Source organism: Saccharothrix obliqua (genome assembly GCF_019375475.1).
GTDB classification, from domain to species: Bacteria; Actinomycetota; Actinomycetes; order Mycobacteriales; family Pseudonocardiaceae; genus Actinosynnema; species Actinosynnema obliqua.
This window is the reverse complement of sequence record NZ_JAHXGQ010000009.1, coordinates 72,691-89,090: the sequence shown is the minus strand read 5'-3', so window position 1 is coordinate 89,090 and position 16,400 is coordinate 72,691. Positions and strand designations below refer to the sequence as shown.

Genomic DNA, 16,400 nt, shown 5'->3' with positions numbered 1-16,400 from the left:
GTGGAGACCCCGCCGAGGCCGTGTCAACGACTCCCGACCGATCGGCCCCACCTCCGATCAGGTCGGATCCGGCCGGGGCCGGTGCGGTAGGTTGGAAAGCCGGACCGACCAGGTGGGGAGGGTGCCGTGGCGGCTCGCGAGTGCTCGATCGCCAACGCGCTGGCGGTCGTCGGCGAGCGGTGGAGCCTGCTCGCGATGCGCGAGGTGCTGCTCGGCGTGCGGCGGTTCGACCGGATCGCCCGCAACACCGGCGCGAGCCGCGACGTCCTGGCGGCCCGGCTGCGCAAGCTGGTCGAGGTGGGCCTGCTGGAGCGGGTCCGCTACGAGGACCACCCGCCACGGCACGAGTACGTGCTCACCGAGTCCGGCCGCGCACTGCACGCGGTGCTGCTCGCCCTCATGGACTGGGGTGACCGCTACGTCACCGAGGGCGAGCCGCCGACCGTCTGGCAGCACACGTGCGGCCACGTGCTGCGACCGGAGACGGTGTGCGCGCACTGCCGCGAACCGGTGGACACCGCCGGCCTGACCCTGCTGCGGGTGGACGAGCCGTGACGCCGCCTCAGCGGGCCGCGAACTGCCGGGCCGACCGCGTGCCCAGCCCGCTCGGTCCACGCAGCACGCGCGGCTCGGGCGTCCGGCCGAAGTGGCGCTCCAGGGTCTGCTCGTCGTACCGCCGCACCACCCGGTGCCAGTTGAGGATGCCCGCCATCCAGTTCCGCAGCTCGCCCACGTAGCGGTCGACGGCCGCCCGCCGGTCGGCGTCCAGCGCGAACTCCTCGAACAGGGCGGGCAGCTCGCGCTCCACCGAGTGCCGGAACTGCCGCAGCCGCTGGTTGGCCAGGTCCACGACCAACGCGTGCGCCCGCTCCACGTCGACGTCCAGGAAGCTGCGCGTCACCAGCACGAGGTTGTGCAGCTCGCCCTCGTACTGGACCTCCTTGCGGTACGAGAACAGGTCGTTGGTGAGCGTCGCGTAGTCGATCGCCGAGTTCTCGATGTTGCGGATGGCCCGCGTCCGGAGCAGTTCCGGCGGCAGCAGGTCGCCGTGCGCGAACCGCATCAGGCTCATCGTCAGGTCCGAGCCGAACGTGGCGCGACGCATCTCGATGTAGTCCACCGGGTCCGGCACCCGGTTCTCGTGCTGGTTCTTCAGCTCCCACACCCAGCCGTCGAGCATCGTGGCGAGCGCGTCACGCAGTTGCTCGCGGTTGCGCGGCGGCATCGGCGCGGTGGTGCGGGCCCAGATGTCGACCAGGCCGCGCTCCAGCGGGCTCACCGGTTCGATCGGCGCCGTGCCCGTCACGGTGAGCAGCTGCTTGAGCCGCGTGGTCGCGAGCCGCGCGCCCGCCATGTCCCCGGTGCGGCCGAACACCGCCGGGTAGTAGTCGTCGCCGTAGGTGCCCCACGTCAGCCAGATCGCGGAGACCTCCAGCTCGGCGGGCGTGCCGGTCGGGTCGATGCCCGCCGAGCACACCGCGAAGTCGTAGTCCCGCAGCTTCTCCTCGGTCCAGACGCCGGCCGGGTCGGTGAAGAACCCGAACTCACCCGCCCACCGCACGCTCGCCTCGCGCGCGTGCGCCACGTGCGGGTTCAGCGACAGCGTGAACGGCATGTCCAGCGCGGGTTCCGGCAGCGGCGGCACCTCGGCGAACGGCACGTTCGCGAACGCCCGCGCCCGTTGCGGCGCGGTGGCGAGCAACGACCGCACCGCCCGCGTGCCCAGGCCCGTCGGTCCGTCGAGCACGCCGGCCGAGTCGAGCGCCCCCTCGTTCATGTACCGGCTGGAGCGCAGGTGCCACTCGTGGCCGCCGGACTGCCAGTCCTGGAGCCCCTTCACGTAGGCGGCGACGGCGAGCCTGCCCGCGGGGTCCACGGCGTGCTCGTCCAGCAGCGCGGGCACCTCGGTGACGGCCGTGTGCTCGAACTGGTGCAGGCGCGAGGTGAGCAGGTCGTTGACGGCGTGCGCGGCGTCCTGCGTGGGCAGGTCGAGGAACTTCTCCAGCACCAGCACGCCGTTGCTCAGCTCGCCCTCGTCCAGCACCTCGCGCTCGTAGGAGAACAGGTCGTTGCGCAGGTGCACGGCGTCGGAGAACGTGTCCCGCAGCACGCCCAGCGGACGGCTCAGGGCGATGGCCGCGGGCACCTCCAGGCCGGTGACGTGCTCCACCAGGTTCGCGCTCCACGGCGCGCCGCCGACCTTGCGCCGCATCTCGATGTACTCGACGGGGTTGGCCAGGCGGCCCTCGCTGATGTTCAGCAGCTCCCACATCGACTCGTCCAGGAGGTGCTTGGTGTTGTCGGCGAACCGCTTGCGCCAGTCCGCCGAGTGCGCGGGGACGGTGCGCTCCCAGAGGTCCTTCAGCCCCTTCTCGACGGGGTTCTCCGGCTCGGCGGTGATCGCCCCGTGCACGGGCATGAACAGCGGGAGGCGGTCCAGGTGGGCCTTCGCGCCCCGGGTGTCGCCGGGGTTGCGCTTGTACAGCTCCACGAAGTGGTCGTCGAAGTAGAAGACCCAGACGTACCAGTCGGTCACCAGGTCGAGATCGTCCGCCGAGGCGTCCGGGTGGGTGTACGCGCACAGCAGCGCGTAGTCGTGGGAAGCGAGGTCCTGCTCGTTCCAGATCACCGTGCCGTGCTGGGGCACGTCGATGAAGTCCATCCGGCGCGCCCACGCCGTGCTGTGCGCCCGCGCGCGTTCCAGGTTCGGGTTCAGCCGCGCCGGGTAAGGCATGTAGAACTCCGGCAACTGGAACGGCTGCATCGACCGGCACCTTCCTCCTGGTGACCCGATTCCGGGTCACGCGGCTACTCCGTGCACGCAACCAGTCACGGACCGGGCGGGCCAAGCCCCCGCGCCGGGGTTCCACACGTTCGGGCTCCGGCATCCCTCCACCGGACCAAGCGGTGATGCTCTGCGTGTCCGCACCACAGCGGCACAACCGATGATCGACTGGACTGTCGAGTGCAGTGGGTCACGCCCGGACGGGTTAATCGCGGGCTTAGGTTAGGCTCCCCTCATGTCCAAGGGCGCACTGCTTGCCGGTCACGAGTTGGTGCTGGCGCACCACGACCGGACCGTCGTGCACGGCGTCTCGCTCGAACTGCGCCGCGGCGCGGTGACCGCGCTGGTCGGACCCAACGGCTCCGGCAAGTCCACGGTGCTGCGGTCGCTCGCGCGCCTGCACAAGCCGAAGGACGGCGACGTGCGGCTGGGCGAGCGCGCGGTGTGGCGTTCTGCCTTGTCCGGCAAGGAGTTCGCCCGCAACGTCACGCTGCTCACCCAGCACCGGCCCACCCCGTCCGGGGTGTCCGTGCGGGACGTGGTCGCCTACGGCCGCTACCCGTACCGGTCCGGCTGGCGGGGTGTCGACGTGGACGGCGCGGCGGCGATCGAGCGCGCGATGGCGCTGACCGGCGTGACGCCCATGGCCGACCGCGGCGTGGACGAGTTGTCCGGCGGCGAGTTGCAGCGGGTCTGGCTGGCGTCGTGCCTGGCGCAGGAGACGTCCGTGCTGCTGCTGGACGAACCCACCAACCACCTCGACCTGCGTTACCAGGTCGAGGTCCTCGACGTCGTCCGCGACCTCGCGAACGACCACGACGTGGCCGTCGGCGTGGTGCTGCACGACCTCGACCACGCGGCGATCATCGCCGACCAGGTGGTGCTGCTGTGCGAAGGCCGGGTGGTCGCCGACGGCGACGTGGCCGACGTCCTCACCACCGAACACCTCACGCGGGCGTACGGCGTGACGGTGCACGTGGCCAACGACCCCGTCACCGGAGCCGTCCACTGCCGCCCGCTCGGCAGGCACACGCCCCGCCCAGTCTGAAGAACCGACACGGAGAACCACCCACCATGCGCATCCCCGCCCTGATCGCGGCTGCCGCGATCGTGCTGACCGCTTGCGGCACAACGGAGAACCCGGCCGCGCCGGACGAGAGCACCGCGGCAGGCGGCCCGGTCACCGTGACCGACTCGCGCGGCAAGAAGGTCGAGCTGAAGTCGCCCGCGAAGCGCGTCGTCTCGCTGGAGTGGGGCGAGACCGAGATCATCACGTCGCTCGGCGTCACGCCGGTCGGCGTCGCCGACGCCGCCGGCTACCGGGTCTGGGACTCGGTCGTGCCGCTGGACGGCTCGGTGAAGGACGTCGGCAAGCGCAACGAGCCCAGCGTGGACGCGATCGTCGCGCTGAACCCCGACGTGATCGTGATGGCCGCCGAGCGGGACTCGACCCTGGTGCCGCAGCTGGAGAAGTACGTGCCGGTGGTGGTGACCAAGTCCAGCGACGCCGGCCGCAACCTCGACCGGCTGCGCGAGGACGTGCGGCTGATCGCCCAGGTCGTCGGCAAGGGCGCCGAGGGCGACCGGCTGCTGTCGGACATGGACGCGAAGCTCGCCGACGGGCGCAAGGCCGTGGAGGCCAAGGGCGCGACCGGCACGCCGTTCCTGATGGCGGACGGCTGGCTGGAGGGCAGCACGGTCAACATCCGGCCGTTCGGCAAGGGCTCGCTGGTGTCCGACGCGGCCGAGCAGGTGGGCCTGAAGAACGCGTGGACCGGCGAGGTCGACGCCCAGTGGGGTCTCGGCCAGACCGACGTGGAAGGTCTCACGGCGGTCACCGACCCCAAGACCGTCTTCGTCTACAGCGCGTCCGAGGAGGACGTGTTCACCACGGGCCTGGCGCAGAACCCGGTGTGGCAGCGGCTGCCGTTCGTGACGTCGGGGAAGATCACCAAGCTGGAGACGGGCACCTGGACGTTCGGCGGGCCGAAGTCGGTCGGCCACATCGCGGACCAGTTCGTCAAGGCCGCGACCGCCTGACGTGTTGCGCACCGCCGCCGTGACGGCGGGGATCACGGCGGCCATCGTCGTGCTCTCCGCCGTCCACCTCACCCAGGGCACGTCCGACACCGGCGTGCTCGACGTCTTCCAGGCGCTGGTCGGCCAGGGCGACGAGAACGCCGCCGCCGTGCTCTCCGGCTCCCGCCTGCCGCGCCTGCTGACCGCGCTCCTGCTGGGCCTGGCCCTCGGCGTGGCGGGCGCGGGGATGCAGTCCGTGGCGCGCAACCCGCTGGCGTCGCCGGACACCCTCGCCGTGAACGCGGGCGCGCACCTGGCCGTGGTGACCATCGCGGCGTTCGGCCTGACGCTCCCCGCCCTGCCCGCGGGCTTCGCCGCCTTCGCGGGCGGTCTCGCCGCGGCGGCGGTCGTGCTCGGCCTGTCCGGGGCGGGCAGCACCAGCCCGCGGCTGGTCCTGGTCGGTTCGGCGGTGGCCCTCGCGCTCCAGTCGCTCACCATCCTGTTCCTGCTCATGTACGAGCAGGAGACCACCGGCCTGTTCGCCTGGGGCAGCGGTTCGCTGACCGTGGCCGACCTGGGTACGACCAAGCAGATGGCGCCGGTCGTGCTGGCCGCGACGGCGGCGCTGATCGCCATGGGCCGGTCCCTGGACATCCTCGCGCTGGGCGACGACAACGCCGCCGTGCTCGGCCTGCGGGTCCGGCGCACCCGCGTGGGCGCGGTGCTGCTCACGGTCGCCCTCACCGCCGCGGCGGTCACCGTCGCGGGCCCGGTCGGCTTCGTCGGGCTCTGCGCGCCGGTCATCACCAAGCTCCTGGTCCCGGTCGCGCCCCGGCTGGGCAGGCACCGCCTCCTGCTGCCGGTCTCCGGCCTGGTGGGCGTGCTCCTCGTGGTGGGCGCGGACGTGCTGCTGCGTGCCGCGCTGGGCCCGGCGGCGGCGTTGAGCGTGCCCACCGGGGTCACCACGACCATCCTCGGCGCGATCGCCCTGATCTGGCTCGCCCGCCGCGACCGGGGCTCGGGCCGCCGCGCGGACGGGCGGACCGCGCCCGCGGCCCGCGTCGGCGTGGCCGGTTCGCGGACCCGGCTGGCCACCGTCACGGTGACCCTGGTCGTGCTGGTCGCCGCGGCGCCCGTGGTCGGCCTGATGCTCGGCGACCGCGTGGTGCTGCTCGGCGACCTGGTGAACTGGCTCGGCGGCCACACGGGCACGGCGTTGACGTTCGTGCTGGACCAGCGGCTGCCCCGCGTGCTCGCCGCGCTGGCGGCCGGCGCGGCGCTCGCCGTGTCGGGCTGCGGCATCCAGTCGGTGAGCCGCAACCCGCTGGCGGAACCGGGTCTGCTCGGCATCACCGCGGGCGCGGGCGTCGGCGCGATCACCCTGATCACCCTCGTGCCGCTGGCCGGCGCGTGGCAGATCGCGGGCGCGGCCGGCCTGGGCGCGGCGGTGGTGTTCGCCCTCGTGTACGGCCTGGCGTGGCGCTCGGGCCTGGACCCCGACCGGCTGGTGATCATCGGCATCGCCACGTGGTCCGGCGGCATCGCCGTGATCACGCTGCTGATCGCGACGTCCGACCCGTGGAACACCGCGAAGGCCCTCACCTGGATGTCCGGCTCGACCTACGGCCGGACCCTGGAGCAGGTGGTCCCGGTGGCGCTCGCCCTGCTCGCGCTGACGCCGCTGCTGTGGCTGCGGCAGCGCGAGCTGGACCTGCACGTCCTGGACGACGACACGCCACGCATCCTCGGCCTGCGCGTCGAGCGGTCCCGGCTGCTGATCCTGGTGGCGGCGGGCGTCCTGGCCGCGACGGCGGTGGCGGCGATCGGCGTCGTGGCGTTCGTCGGCCTGGTGGCGCCCCACCTGGCCCGCTCGCTCGTCGGCGGTCGGCACCGGCGGGTCCTGCCGGTGGCCGCCGCGATCGGCGCGATCCTGGTGAGCGTGGCGGACACGGTGGGGCGCACGGTGATCGCGCCGGCCCAGATCCCGGCGGGCCTGGTGATCGCGCTGGTCGGCACGCCCTACTTCGTGCTGCTGCTCTGGCGCACCAGGGAGGCCGCCTAGACCACGTGCGACAGCTCCCGCACCACGTCCGCGAAGTCGACGGCCAGCGGGTTCGCCCCGTCGACCGGCCGGGCCAGCGCGATGCGGAGCGGGGGTATGTCGACGATGGGCCGCCAGGCCAGGTCGGGACGCGCGTAGTAGCACGCCATCGACTCCGGCCCGATGCACACCGCGGCGCCCGCCGCCACGTGCTCCAGCATCTCCTCGACGTTGTCGTTCTCCGGTCCCCACACGGGTTCCGACCCGTCCGGCCGCGGGTTGACCGCCCACCAGTCGACCCACGGCCGGGGCGCCTTCCGCGTCCACATCAGCGGTTCGTCGCGCAGGTCCAGGATGCCGACGCTCTCCCGCGCCACCAGCGGGTGCGACACGGCGAGCCCCACGTACCGGGGCTCGATCGCCACCACCTCGGCGTGCAGGCCCGAGGTGTCGGCGGGCAACCAGATGAAGGCGGTGTCCACCACCCCGTCCCGCAACGCGGCGACCTCGCCGCCCCAGTCGAACCGCTTGGGCTCGACCGCCACGTCCGGGTGCGCCGCGGCGAACGCGGTGCGGGCCCTGGTCGTCAGCGGACCGGCGCCGGTGGCCTCGAAACCAATGCGCAGGACCTTCACCGCCACCGCGCCGCGCACCTCGCGTTGCGCGGCCTGCCAATCGGCGATGAGCCCCCTGGCCATCGGCAACAACGCCTCGCCCGCCGCGGTGAGGCGGACCTCCCGGCTGGTGCGGGCGAACAACGCGGTGCGCAGGTCGGCTTCGAGCTGTCGGATCTGCCTGCTCAACGCGGGTTGTGAGACGAACAGCCGTTCCGCGGCACGGGTGAAGCTCAACTGCTCGGCCACGGCGACGAAGTAACGTAAGACCCGGGTGTCGACGTCCACGGGCGTGCCCCCTCGGTACGCGATCTATGCCGCCAGCGTATTGGCAAGGGTCTTTGACTACCGTGCAGCCCACCGGTTTCTTAGTCGCATGACCAACCGAGTGTGGCTGATCACGGGCACGTCCTCCGGCTTCGGCCGGGCCATCGCCGAGCGGGCCCTGGCCGCCGGGGACACGGTGGTGGCCACCGCCCGCCACACCGACGCGTTGGCCGAGCTGAGCGCCATGGCCCCCGACCGCGTGACGCCGATGCGCTTGGACGTGACCGACACCAACGCCATCGCCAACGTCGTCCAGGACGCGATCACGTGGCACGGCCGCATCGACGTGCTCGTGAACAACGCGGGCCACGCCTACGTCGGGGCGGTGGAGGAGACCCCGGACGCCGAACTGCGTTACATGCTCGAAGTCCACCTGCACGGCCCGATATCGCTCACCAAGGCCGTGCTGCCGCACATGCGGGCACGCCGCTCCGGGGCCGTGGTCCAGATCTCCAGCATGGCCGGCCAGGTCTCGTGGGCGGGCATGTCGGCCTACTGCACGGCGAAGTTCGCGCTCGAAGGCCACTCCGAGGCGCTCGCGGCGGAGGTCGCGCCGCTCGGCATCAAGGTCCTGATCGTCGAGCCGGGCGCGTTCCGCACCGACGTGGCGCGCGACCTCCGCCAAGCGCCGGAGATCCCCGACTACGCCGCGACGACCGCCGAGGCCCGCGCGAGCGCCCGCACCATCCACGGCACGCAGCCGGGCGACCCGGCCAAGGCGGCGGAGGCCATCCTCGCCGCCCTGGAGGCCGACCGCACGCCCCTGCGCCTCCCGCTGGGCGCCGACGCGCACGAGGCCATCACCGCCAAGCTGCGCGACACCCTGGCCGAGGCGGAGTCCTGGCGCGCCACCGCCGCGGCGACCGACCTCTGAGCCCGACCGGGTCCCGGCGCACCGGTGCACGCGGTGGCTCCCGGTGGTGCATCGGTTCGCGTGGTGAGGCCGAGTGCAGTGGTGCCGGTCCGCCCGGCGCTGCCCGGTGCGCGCGGCGCTGCCCAGTGGCGCCCGGTACGCGCGGTGCCACCCGGTCCGCCCGGCGCTGCCCGATGGTGCATCGGGGTGAACCCGGCGGTCGCCGGGTGTGGCCGGGTGGGCGCGCGGGTATCAGTTGGTGGCGCGGGAGCGGGTCGGGTTGTCCCGAGTCGGACATTATCCGCAAGTGGACACCGCAGTCGTGGAAAATGGTTCGGCACCCATTCGGACGGGACCGTTCGGCGGCATACCGAAAACCCATTGATCCCGCATTATGACCACCCCACCGGCTGGTCCTGGACATTTGCCCCGAACAGCTCAATTTCGGGAACTGGCAACGGTTAATCCTCGATGGGTTAGACCGTGCGCGTTACACAGGACCTGTTTAGCCGAGGCCGCCGCTCGTGACTGGGACATTCGTCGTCCGAGTCCTCGGTATTCCCTGCGTGCCTGAGGAGCTGGCATGAAACGCAGTATCGGCGTCTACCTGGCCGCCGGCCTGGTAGCGCTGTCGGTCCAAGCCGCGTCGAGCACCGCGCAAGCGGCGCCCGAACCGCAGGCGAGTCCGCTTTCCCTGGCCGTGAACGCGGCCGACCAGGCCGCGGCGTCCGGACTGGACGCCCTGGCCAAGGGTCCCGATGAGCAGTTCCAGCGCCGCGCCGTCTACACGGGTGGCATCCCCGGTCGCAAGGACCTGTACTACGTGTCCTACGACCGCACCTACAAGGGACTGCCCGTCGTGGGCGGTGACGCGGTCGTCGCCACCGACGCCGCGGGCAAGGTCCTGGAGACCGTGGCCGCCAACGAAGGCGGTCTCGCGGTCGACACCAGGGCGAAGATCAGCGTCCAGCGGGCGAAGTCCATCGCCCGCGCCCAGCTGTCCAAGGTGGACGCGGTCGAGGGCGGCACCCTGTCCGTCCTCGCGAGCGACCAGGGCAGCGGCAAGCTGGTCTACGAGGTGGTCGTCAAGGGCCAGCGCAACGGCACGCCGAGCAACCTGCACGTCTACGTCAACGCCCACACGGGCGCGGTCGAGGACCAGGTGGACGACGTCCGCGCGGGCACGGGCAACAGCGAGTGGAACGGCCCGAACCCGCTGAAGATCGACACCAGCAACAACAGCACGGTGGACCCCACGCGGCAGGGTGTGCGCTGCGTGGACTACTCCACCAAGCAGCCGTTCACCAAGTCGAACGACTCCTTCGGCAACGGCCAGGCCACCAGCAAGGAAACCGGCTGCGCCGACACGCTGTGGTCCACCCAGCACCAGTGGGACATGCTGAAGAAATGGCTGGGCCGCAACGGCATCAACGGCAACGGTGGTGGCGTCACGGTCCAGGTCGGCCTGAACGCGGTGAACGCGTACTGGACCGGTGACCACATCGAGATCGGTCGCAACAACCGGAACCAGTGGATCGCGTCCATGGACGTCGTGGGCCACGAGCACGGCCACGCCATCGACCAGTACACCCCCGGCGGCGCGGGTCGCGAGGCGGGCCTGGGCGAGGCGACCGGTGACATCTTCGGCGCGCTGACCGAGGCGTACACCGCCGAGCCGTCCCCGTACGACACCCCGGACTTCCTGGTCGGCGAGACGATCAACCTCACCGGCTCCGGCCCGATCCGGAACATGTACAACCCGAAGGCCGTCAGCAACCACCCGAACTGCTGGACCAGCTCGATCCCGAACACCGAGGTGCACGCCGCGGCGGGTCCGCTGAACCACTGGTTCTACCTGCTGTCCGAGGGCTCCAACCCGGGTGGCGGCAAGCCGAGCAGCCCGACCTGCGACGGCTCCAGCGTCCAGGGCATCGGCATCCAGGCCGCCGGTCGCGTGTTCTACAACGCGATGCTGCTGAAGACGTCGTCCATGACGCACTTCAAGTACCGCGTGGCCACCCTCACCGCCGCCAAGGCGCTCGACCCGACGTGCGTGCAGTACAACACGGTGAAGGCGGCGTGGCAGGCCATCAGCGTGCCCGCGCAGTCCGGTGAGCCGACCTGCACCCCGGTGCCGCAGAACGACTTCAGCCTGGAGCTGAGCCCGTCCTCGGGCACCGTCCAGCCGGGTGGTCAGGCGACGTCCTCGGTGAAGACCACGACGGTCTCCGGCTCCGCGCACTCGGTCGCGCTGAGCGTGTCCGGCGCGCCGTCCGGCGTGACCGCGCGGATCAGCCCGGAGTCGGTGACCTCGGGCCAGTCGGCGACGCTGACCGTCCAGGTGGCGGCGGGCACGGCGGCGGGCACCTACCCGCTGACCGTCCGCGGCCAGGGCACCCAGGCGCACACCGTCACGTACAACCTGACGGTGGGCAACGAGCCGCCGAAGAACGACTTCGCCGTCGCGCTCAACCCGAACAGCGGTGAGGTCCAGCCGGGCGGCACCGCCACCACGACGGTCGGCACCACGGTGACGTCCGGCGCGGCGCAGAAGATCACGCTCAGCGCCTCCGGCCTGCCGACCGGCGCGACCGCGACCTTCGACCCGTCGAGCCTGGCGTCCGGCGAGTCGGCCAAGCTGACCATCGCCACGGCGGCGACGACGCCCAACGGCACGTACCCGGTGACCGTCACGGCCGCCGGTGCGAACGTCACGCACACGGCCACCTACCAGCTCAAGGTCGGGGACCAGCCGCCGAGGAACGACTTCTCGGTCGTCATCGACCCGGCCAACGGCTCGGCGAAGCAGGGTGAGTCGGCGACGACGACGGTGAAGACGACCACCACGGCCGGTTCGCCGCACAAGGTGTACTTCGCGGCGTCGGGCCTGCCGACCGGCGCGACGGCCACCTTCACCCCGGTCTCGGTCGAGTCGGGCGAGTCGTCGACCCTGGCGATCGCCACCACCTCGGCCACGCCCGCGGGCCGCTACACGATCACCGTGACGGCCACCGGGACCGACACCAACCACACCGCCACCTACACCCTCGAGGTGACCGACGGCGGCGGTCCGGGCGGCTGCGACGGCATCCCGGCGTGGAGCGAGAGCACGGCCTACGTGCCGGACGACGTGGTGTCGTACGAGGGCCACAAGTGGAAGTCCATCTGGTACTCCACCGGCGCGGTGCCGAGCGACCCCCGTTCCTGGGCCGTCTGGCAGGACCAGGGCGCTTGCTGATCTGACGCACCACCAACCGCTCACCTGAGCACAGGGGCGGTCACCTGCCTGGCTGGGTCGGTGACCGCCCCTGGTCTTGCCCGGGGTGTCAGGGCGCGCGGAACGAGCGCAGGCTCACCGCGCCACGCAGGCGACGCCACCGGGGCAGGTCGTGGCCGAGCGACTTCCGGGCCCTGGTCACCCGCGCCCAGAACTCCGCGACCGCCTCGGCGGTCGGCTCACCCGGCCCGAACACCGCGGCGTCCGCCGACCTGGCCAGCTCGCGCAGCTGGAGCGGGCTCGCCACGGTGGGCTCCACGAACAGCGGCGCGTCGCCGGCCGCGCCCCGCACCGGCCAGGTGTGCGCGGGCGCGACGACGGGCTCCTCCGTCCACGCGTGGGCCAGGTGCTCGGCCTCCTCCAGCCGCGTCCGGCCGGCCGGCACCCGCGCGCCGAGGTCCCGCCCGTGGTCCACCAGGTCGCGCCACGCCTGCGCGACCCGCAACGCCATCGGGCCGGTGGTGCGCCGCCGCACCCGCCGCCGCGTCTTGAGCAACGCGATGGCGCCCACCACGGCCGCCGCCAGCAGCACCGGCGGCCCCACCCAGCCGAGGACGCCGAGCAGCCACGACGGCAGCACGACGCCGTCCTGCGCGACACCGCGCCGACCGGAGTTGGCGTCGACGCGCCCGGCGTCGGTGAGCGAGTCGGGCAGCCGCATGGCGTTGGGCGGCGGCACGACGGCCGCTTCGGTGTTCTCGATGCGCTGCGGCGGCTGGCGGTCCGGCCGCTTGGACCGGTCGGGCACGAAGTCGGTCACCGGCACCCACCGCCCGTCCGCGACGTGCAGCTCCACCCACGCGTGGACGTCCTGCCCGCGCACCACGCCGTCCGCGCCGGGCGTCGCGCCGAGCACGACCCGCGCCGGGATGCCGAGGTGGTTGGCGACCAGCGCGTAGGCCGCGGCGTACTGCTCGTCGTCGCCGACCGGCTTGGGCGCGTTGAAGAACGCCGACATCCGCGCCAGGCCGTGACCGGGCAGGTACTCGGTCTCGCCGGGACCCCCGTCGGTGTACGCGCCGTTGTCCCGCAGGTGGGCGGCGACGGCGCGGAGCTTCGCGCCGAGCGTCGACGCGCCGCCCGCCCACTGCTGGGCCTTGCCGCGCACGAACGCCAGTTCCGACAACGCGGGCCGCCCGTACGGCTGCACGTCGTCGGGCAGCCCGCCGGGTGGCAGCACCGCCTGGACGGTGTACCGGTCGCCCGCGCGCAGCCGGTCCGCGACGACGCCGGACGAGGTGGCCAGGTTGTACCGGAGCTGCTCGGCGTGTGCCGCGGCCCGCGGCCCGGTGAACTCGATGCGGGTGGCCCGGCCCGCGCCGGGCAGCCACGCGTTGACCTCCTCGGCCGACTCGTACGCGGCCTCCACGGTCACGGTCAGCTCCACCGCGCGCCCGTCACCCGCCGGGATGCGCGCGCCGACCCGCTGGAAACCGGCGGACTGCCCGCTGCCGTTGGTCGCGGCCCACACGGAGCCGTCGTAGTCGTCGAGCGCGGCGATCCGCACCCGCTCGCCCTCGGGCAGCCCGGTCACCCGGAACAACACCTGGTCCCACAGCTGGTTGGCGTTCTCGCTGTACTTGCGGAACCCGACCAGCGGGCTCGCGTACACGCCGATCTCGAACGGCGGCTCCACGTAGTCCCGCAACACCACCCGGTGCGCCGCGCCGGGCAGCAGCGCGCCGAGCACGCCGACCACCCCACCGCCGACGCCGAGCAGCGCCAGCGCGGTGGCCGCCCGCCGCGCGCCGCCGGACGTGGACCGCCTTCCGCGCCGCGACCGCACACCGGCCCACGCCAGCGCGACCACGGCGAACCCGACGCCGAGCACGGTCCAGGACTCCTCGCCCGTGCCGAGCAGGATGACGGCCGCCAGCACCAGCAGCGGCGCGGCCAGCGGCGCGGCGGGCGCGCTCAGCCGGCGGGCCAGCGCACAGCCGCCCGCACCGCACAGCAGGCCCAGGATGTAGGGGATCACCAGCAGCGGCCCCGAGCCGTCCACCGGCGGCAGCGTGGTCAGCAGCTGCTTCCACGCGTGCACCGACAGCTCGGCGAGGCCGGTGACGCTGTCCGCGGTCGGCAGCACGCCGGCGAAGACCCGCTCACGCGTCGCGACCACGCCGCCGAGCAGGAAGAACACCACGACCGTCAGGAACGCCACGGTGATCACCGGCTGCCGCGGACCGGCGGCGAGGAAGCCGACCAGCACGCCGAGCGCCAGCCCGGCGAGGCCGACCCCGAAGAACGCCCACCCCGTGTAGGTGGGGTGGAAACCCAGCAACGCCAACGCGAACAGCGCGGCGAGGAAACCCGCGTCGGCCAGGTCCGACCGCCGCGGCGGCACCGGCCTCACCCGAGACCACCCCCGGCGAGCAGCACCGGCAGGTCACCCAGCTCGCGCAGCGTCAGGATGTCGCCCACCAGCCCGGTCCGGCCGCCGTGGTCGACCCGCACCACGACCGTGCGCACCTCGGCGGCGAACGCCGACCGCACGGCCTGGAGGTCGGCGAACGACAGCACCGGCCCGGTCACCACGACCGCCGTGGTCACGTCCGGCATGACCCGCGAGGTCCGCGCGGCGAGCGCGGCCGGCGGCTCGGGCCCGACGTCGCAGCGGGTCAACGCGTCCAACGCGGGTCGCACGCCCGCCCGGTGCGCGACCTGCCCGGCGGCCAGCACGGTCGTCTCCACCTCGTCGGTGATGGCCCGCGCGGCGATGGACGCGCCCACCGACACGGCGGTCTCGAAGTGCTCCTCGTCCGGGTAGGAGGCGGCGTGCCCGTCCACCACGACCGCCAGGTGCGCGCGGCGGGTGTCCAGGTACTGCCGGACCAGGAACGTGCCGGGCGTGGCGAGCTTGGCCGACGAACGCCAGTGGATGTGGCGCTGGTCGTCGCCGGGCGCGTACTCGCGCAGCGCGTGGAACGCCAGGTCGCTCATCGACAGGTCGGCCGTGGTGCGGCCCTCCAGGTCACGCAGCAGGCCCGCGGTCAGCGGCTCCAGCGGCACGGTCACCGGGTGCGCGAACAGCTCCACCGGGTCGGTCCAGGTGACGGTGCGGCGCAGCAGCCCGAGCGGGTCGCCGCGCACGGTGGTCGCCGGGCCGACCTGGAGCACGCCACGCCGGCGGGTCGGGATGGTGAACGCCCGCCGACCGCCGCCCAGCACGTCGAACACCTCGACCTCGTCGCCCACCGGCAGTTCCAGCGTCAGCGGCGACAGCCGGCCGCCGGCGGTGCGGGCGATGTCGACCACGCACTCCACCTGCCTGCCGACGACGACCCGCTGCCGCTCCAGGTCGACGCGCACCCGCAACGTCGCGCGACCGAGCGTGAGCAGGCACGCGAGGCCGAACACGAGCAACCCGGTGGCGCCCGCGAGCACCAGTTCCGCCCACCCCAGCACCGCGCCCGCGCACCACAGCACCGGCGAGCCGAGCGCGACGACGCGGCCCAGCGGGGTGACCACGCCGAGCAGCTCGACCAGGCGCTTCACGCGACCCGCTCGACCGGCGGCACGACGTCCGCGAGGAGCTGGCCCACCACCTGCTCGACGGTGACGCCGTCGAACTGCGCCTCGGTGCGCAGCAGGATGCGGTGGCCGAGCACGGGCAGCGCCAACGCCTTCACGTCGTCCGGACCCACGAAGGTGCGGCCCTGCGCGATGGCCCACGTCTTCGCGCACCGCACGTAGGCCAGGCAGCCGCGCACCGACACGCCGAGCCGCACGTGCGGGTGCGTCCGCGAGCTTTCGGCGAGCCTGCTGACGTACCCGAGCACGGCGGGGTCCACGTGCACCTGGTCGGCGACGGCCGCCATCTGGGCCACGGCCTGCCCGGAGATCACCGGCCGCAACGCCTGCGTCCGGTCGCGCGTGGCGGCGTCGGCGAGCAGCGCCACGGTGGCGTTGTGGTCCGGGTAGCCGACGCTGGTCTTCATCAGGAAGCGGTCGAGCTGGGCCTCCGGCAGCCGGTACGTGCCCGCCTGCTCGATCGGGTTCTGGGTGGCGATCACCATGAACGGGCTGCCCACCGGGCGGGTCACGCCGTCGACCGTGACGCGGCCCTCCTCCATCACCTCCAGCAACGCCGACTGGGTCTTCGGCGACGCGCGGTTGATCTCGTCGGCCAGCACGATGGAGTGGAACACCGGGCCGGGCCGGAACTCGAACTGCTGGGTGCGCTGGTCGTACACCTGCACGCCGGTCACGTCCGACGGCAGCAGGTCGGGCGTGAACTGGATGCGCGCGTTCGAGCCCTGCACGGTGCCGGCGAGCGCCTTGGCCAGGGACGTCTTGCCGGTGCCGGGGTAGTCCTCCAGCAGCAGGTGGCCCTCGGACAGCAGGCACGTCAGCGCCAGGCGCACCACGTCGTCCTTGCCGACGATGGCGCGCGAGATGTTCAGCACCATCTGGTCGAAGGTCTGCGCGAACATGCGCGCCTGCTCGGGTGAGGCCGCCATGGGGTTCCTTTTCTCGATCGTCTT

Annotated in this window: 11 protein-coding genes; 6 read left to right on the top strand and 5 right to left on the bottom strand. The window is 72.9% G+C overall.

All coding sequences use genetic code 11. From position 1 onward, the window contains the following. Positions 1-126: 126 nt before the first annotated feature. Positions 127-555 (top strand): winged helix-turn-helix transcriptional regulator, encoded by a 429-nt coding sequence (locus KZQ38_RS25895; RefSeq protein ID WP_219445331.1) that lies wholly within the window; start codon positions 127-129, stop codon positions 553-555. 7 nt (positions 556-562) lie between these two features. Here KZQ38_RS25895 and KZQ38_RS25890 read toward each other — a convergent pair whose 3' ends face one another. Next, positions 563-2,764 (bottom strand): terpene synthase family protein, encoded by a 2,202-nt coding sequence (locus KZQ38_RS25890; protein WP_219445329.1) that lies wholly within the window; start codon positions 2,762-2,764, stop codon positions 563-565. A 256-nt stretch (positions 2,765-3,020) separates the two neighbouring features. Between KZQ38_RS25890 and KZQ38_RS25885 the strand changes: the two genes are divergently transcribed. The 3 genes from KZQ38_RS25885 to KZQ38_RS25875 are packed head-to-tail and all read left to right on the top strand — an operon-like array spanning position 3,021 to position 6,866. Further along, entirely contained in the window at positions 3,021-3,833 is an 813-nt protein-coding gene (locus KZQ38_RS25885; RefSeq protein WP_219445328.1) for an ABC transporter ATP-binding protein, read from the top strand. 26 nt (positions 3,834-3,859) lie between these two features. Further along, positions 3,860-4,825, top strand: coding sequence for an ABC transporter substrate-binding protein (locus KZQ38_RS25880; RefSeq protein WP_219445327.1), 966 nt, complete (start codon positions 3,860-3,862; stop codon positions 4,823-4,825). A gap of 1 nt (position 4,826) precedes the next feature. Next, entirely contained in the window at positions 4,827-6,866 is a 2,040-nt protein-coding gene (locus tag KZQ38_RS25875; protein WP_219445326.1) for an iron ABC transporter permease, read from the top strand. Here the strand turns inward: KZQ38_RS25875 and KZQ38_RS25870 are convergent. Next, positions 6,863-7,747, bottom strand: a complete 885-nt coding sequence (locus tag KZQ38_RS25870; RefSeq protein WP_219445325.1) for a LysR family transcriptional regulator — start codon at positions 7,745-7,747, stop codon at positions 6,863-6,865. The genes KZQ38_RS25875 and KZQ38_RS25870 overlap by 4 nt on opposite strands. An 88-nt stretch (positions 7,748-7,835) precedes the next feature. Here KZQ38_RS25870 and KZQ38_RS25865 point away from each other — a divergent pair, with 88 nt between their 5' ends. Together KZQ38_RS25865 and KZQ38_RS25860 are read left to right on the top strand one after the other, a co-directional pair. Continuing rightward, entirely contained in the window at positions 7,836-8,660 is an 825-nt protein-coding gene (locus KZQ38_RS25865) for an oxidoreductase (RefSeq protein WP_219445324.1), read from the top strand. Between the two features lie 562 nt (positions 8,661-9,222). Next, entirely contained in the window at positions 9,223-11,877 is a 2,655-nt protein-coding gene (locus KZQ38_RS25860) for a M4 family metallopeptidase (RefSeq protein ID WP_219445323.1), read from the top strand. 88 nt (positions 11,878-11,965) lie between these two features. Here KZQ38_RS25860 and KZQ38_RS25855 read toward each other — a convergent pair whose 3' ends face one another. From KZQ38_RS25855 to KZQ38_RS25845, 3 genes are read right to left on the bottom strand one after another with little or no spacing between them, the layout of a single operon-like run. Beyond that, positions 11,966-14,269 carry a transglutaminase TgpA family protein gene (locus tag KZQ38_RS25855; protein ID WP_219445322.1) on the bottom strand — a complete coding sequence of 768 codons (2,304 nt, stop codon included), beginning with the start codon at positions 14,267-14,269 and terminating at the stop codon, positions 11,966-11,968. Next, positions 14,266-15,411, bottom strand: a complete 1,146-nt coding sequence (locus KZQ38_RS25850) for a DUF58 domain-containing protein (RefSeq protein WP_219445321.1) — start codon at positions 15,409-15,411, stop codon at positions 14,266-14,268. The genes KZQ38_RS25855 and KZQ38_RS25850 overlap by 4 nt, the downstream gene beginning before the upstream one ends. Beyond that, complete coding sequence (locus KZQ38_RS25845) at positions 15,408-16,376, bottom strand: AAA family ATPase (protein ID WP_219445320.1); 969 nt, start codon at positions 16,374-16,376, stop codon at positions 15,408-15,410. Before KZQ38_RS25845 ends, KZQ38_RS25850 begins: the two co-directional genes overlap by 4 nt. Positions 16,377-16,400 lie beyond the last annotated feature (24 nt).

What these genes read in the sequence shown, in the direction of transcription:
- KZQ38_RS25860 (WP_219445323.1), top strand. Translation starts at nt 9,223, where the DNA reads ATGAAACGCAGTATCGGCGTCTACCTGGCCGCCGGCCTGGTAGCGCTG.
- KZQ38_RS25885 (WP_219445328.1), top strand. Translation starts at nt 3,021, where the DNA reads ATGTCCAAGGGCGCACTGCTTGCCGGTCACGAGTTGGTGCTGGCGCAC.
- KZQ38_RS25890 (WP_219445329.1), bottom strand. Translation starts at nt 2,764, where the DNA reads ATGCAGCCGTTCCAGTTGCCGGAGTTCTACATGCCTTACCCGGCGCGG.
- KZQ38_RS25865 (WP_219445324.1), top strand. Translation starts at nt 7,836, where the DNA reads ATGACCAACCGAGTGTGGCTGATCACGGGCACGTCCTCCGGCTTCGGC.
- KZQ38_RS25845 (WP_219445320.1), bottom strand. Translation starts at nt 16,376, where the DNA reads ATGGCGGCCTCACCCGAGCAGGCGCGCATGTTCGCGCAGACCTTCGAC.
- KZQ38_RS25880 (WP_219445327.1), top strand. Translation starts at nt 3,860, where the DNA reads ATGCGCATCCCCGCCCTGATCGCGGCTGCCGCGATCGTGCTGACCGCT.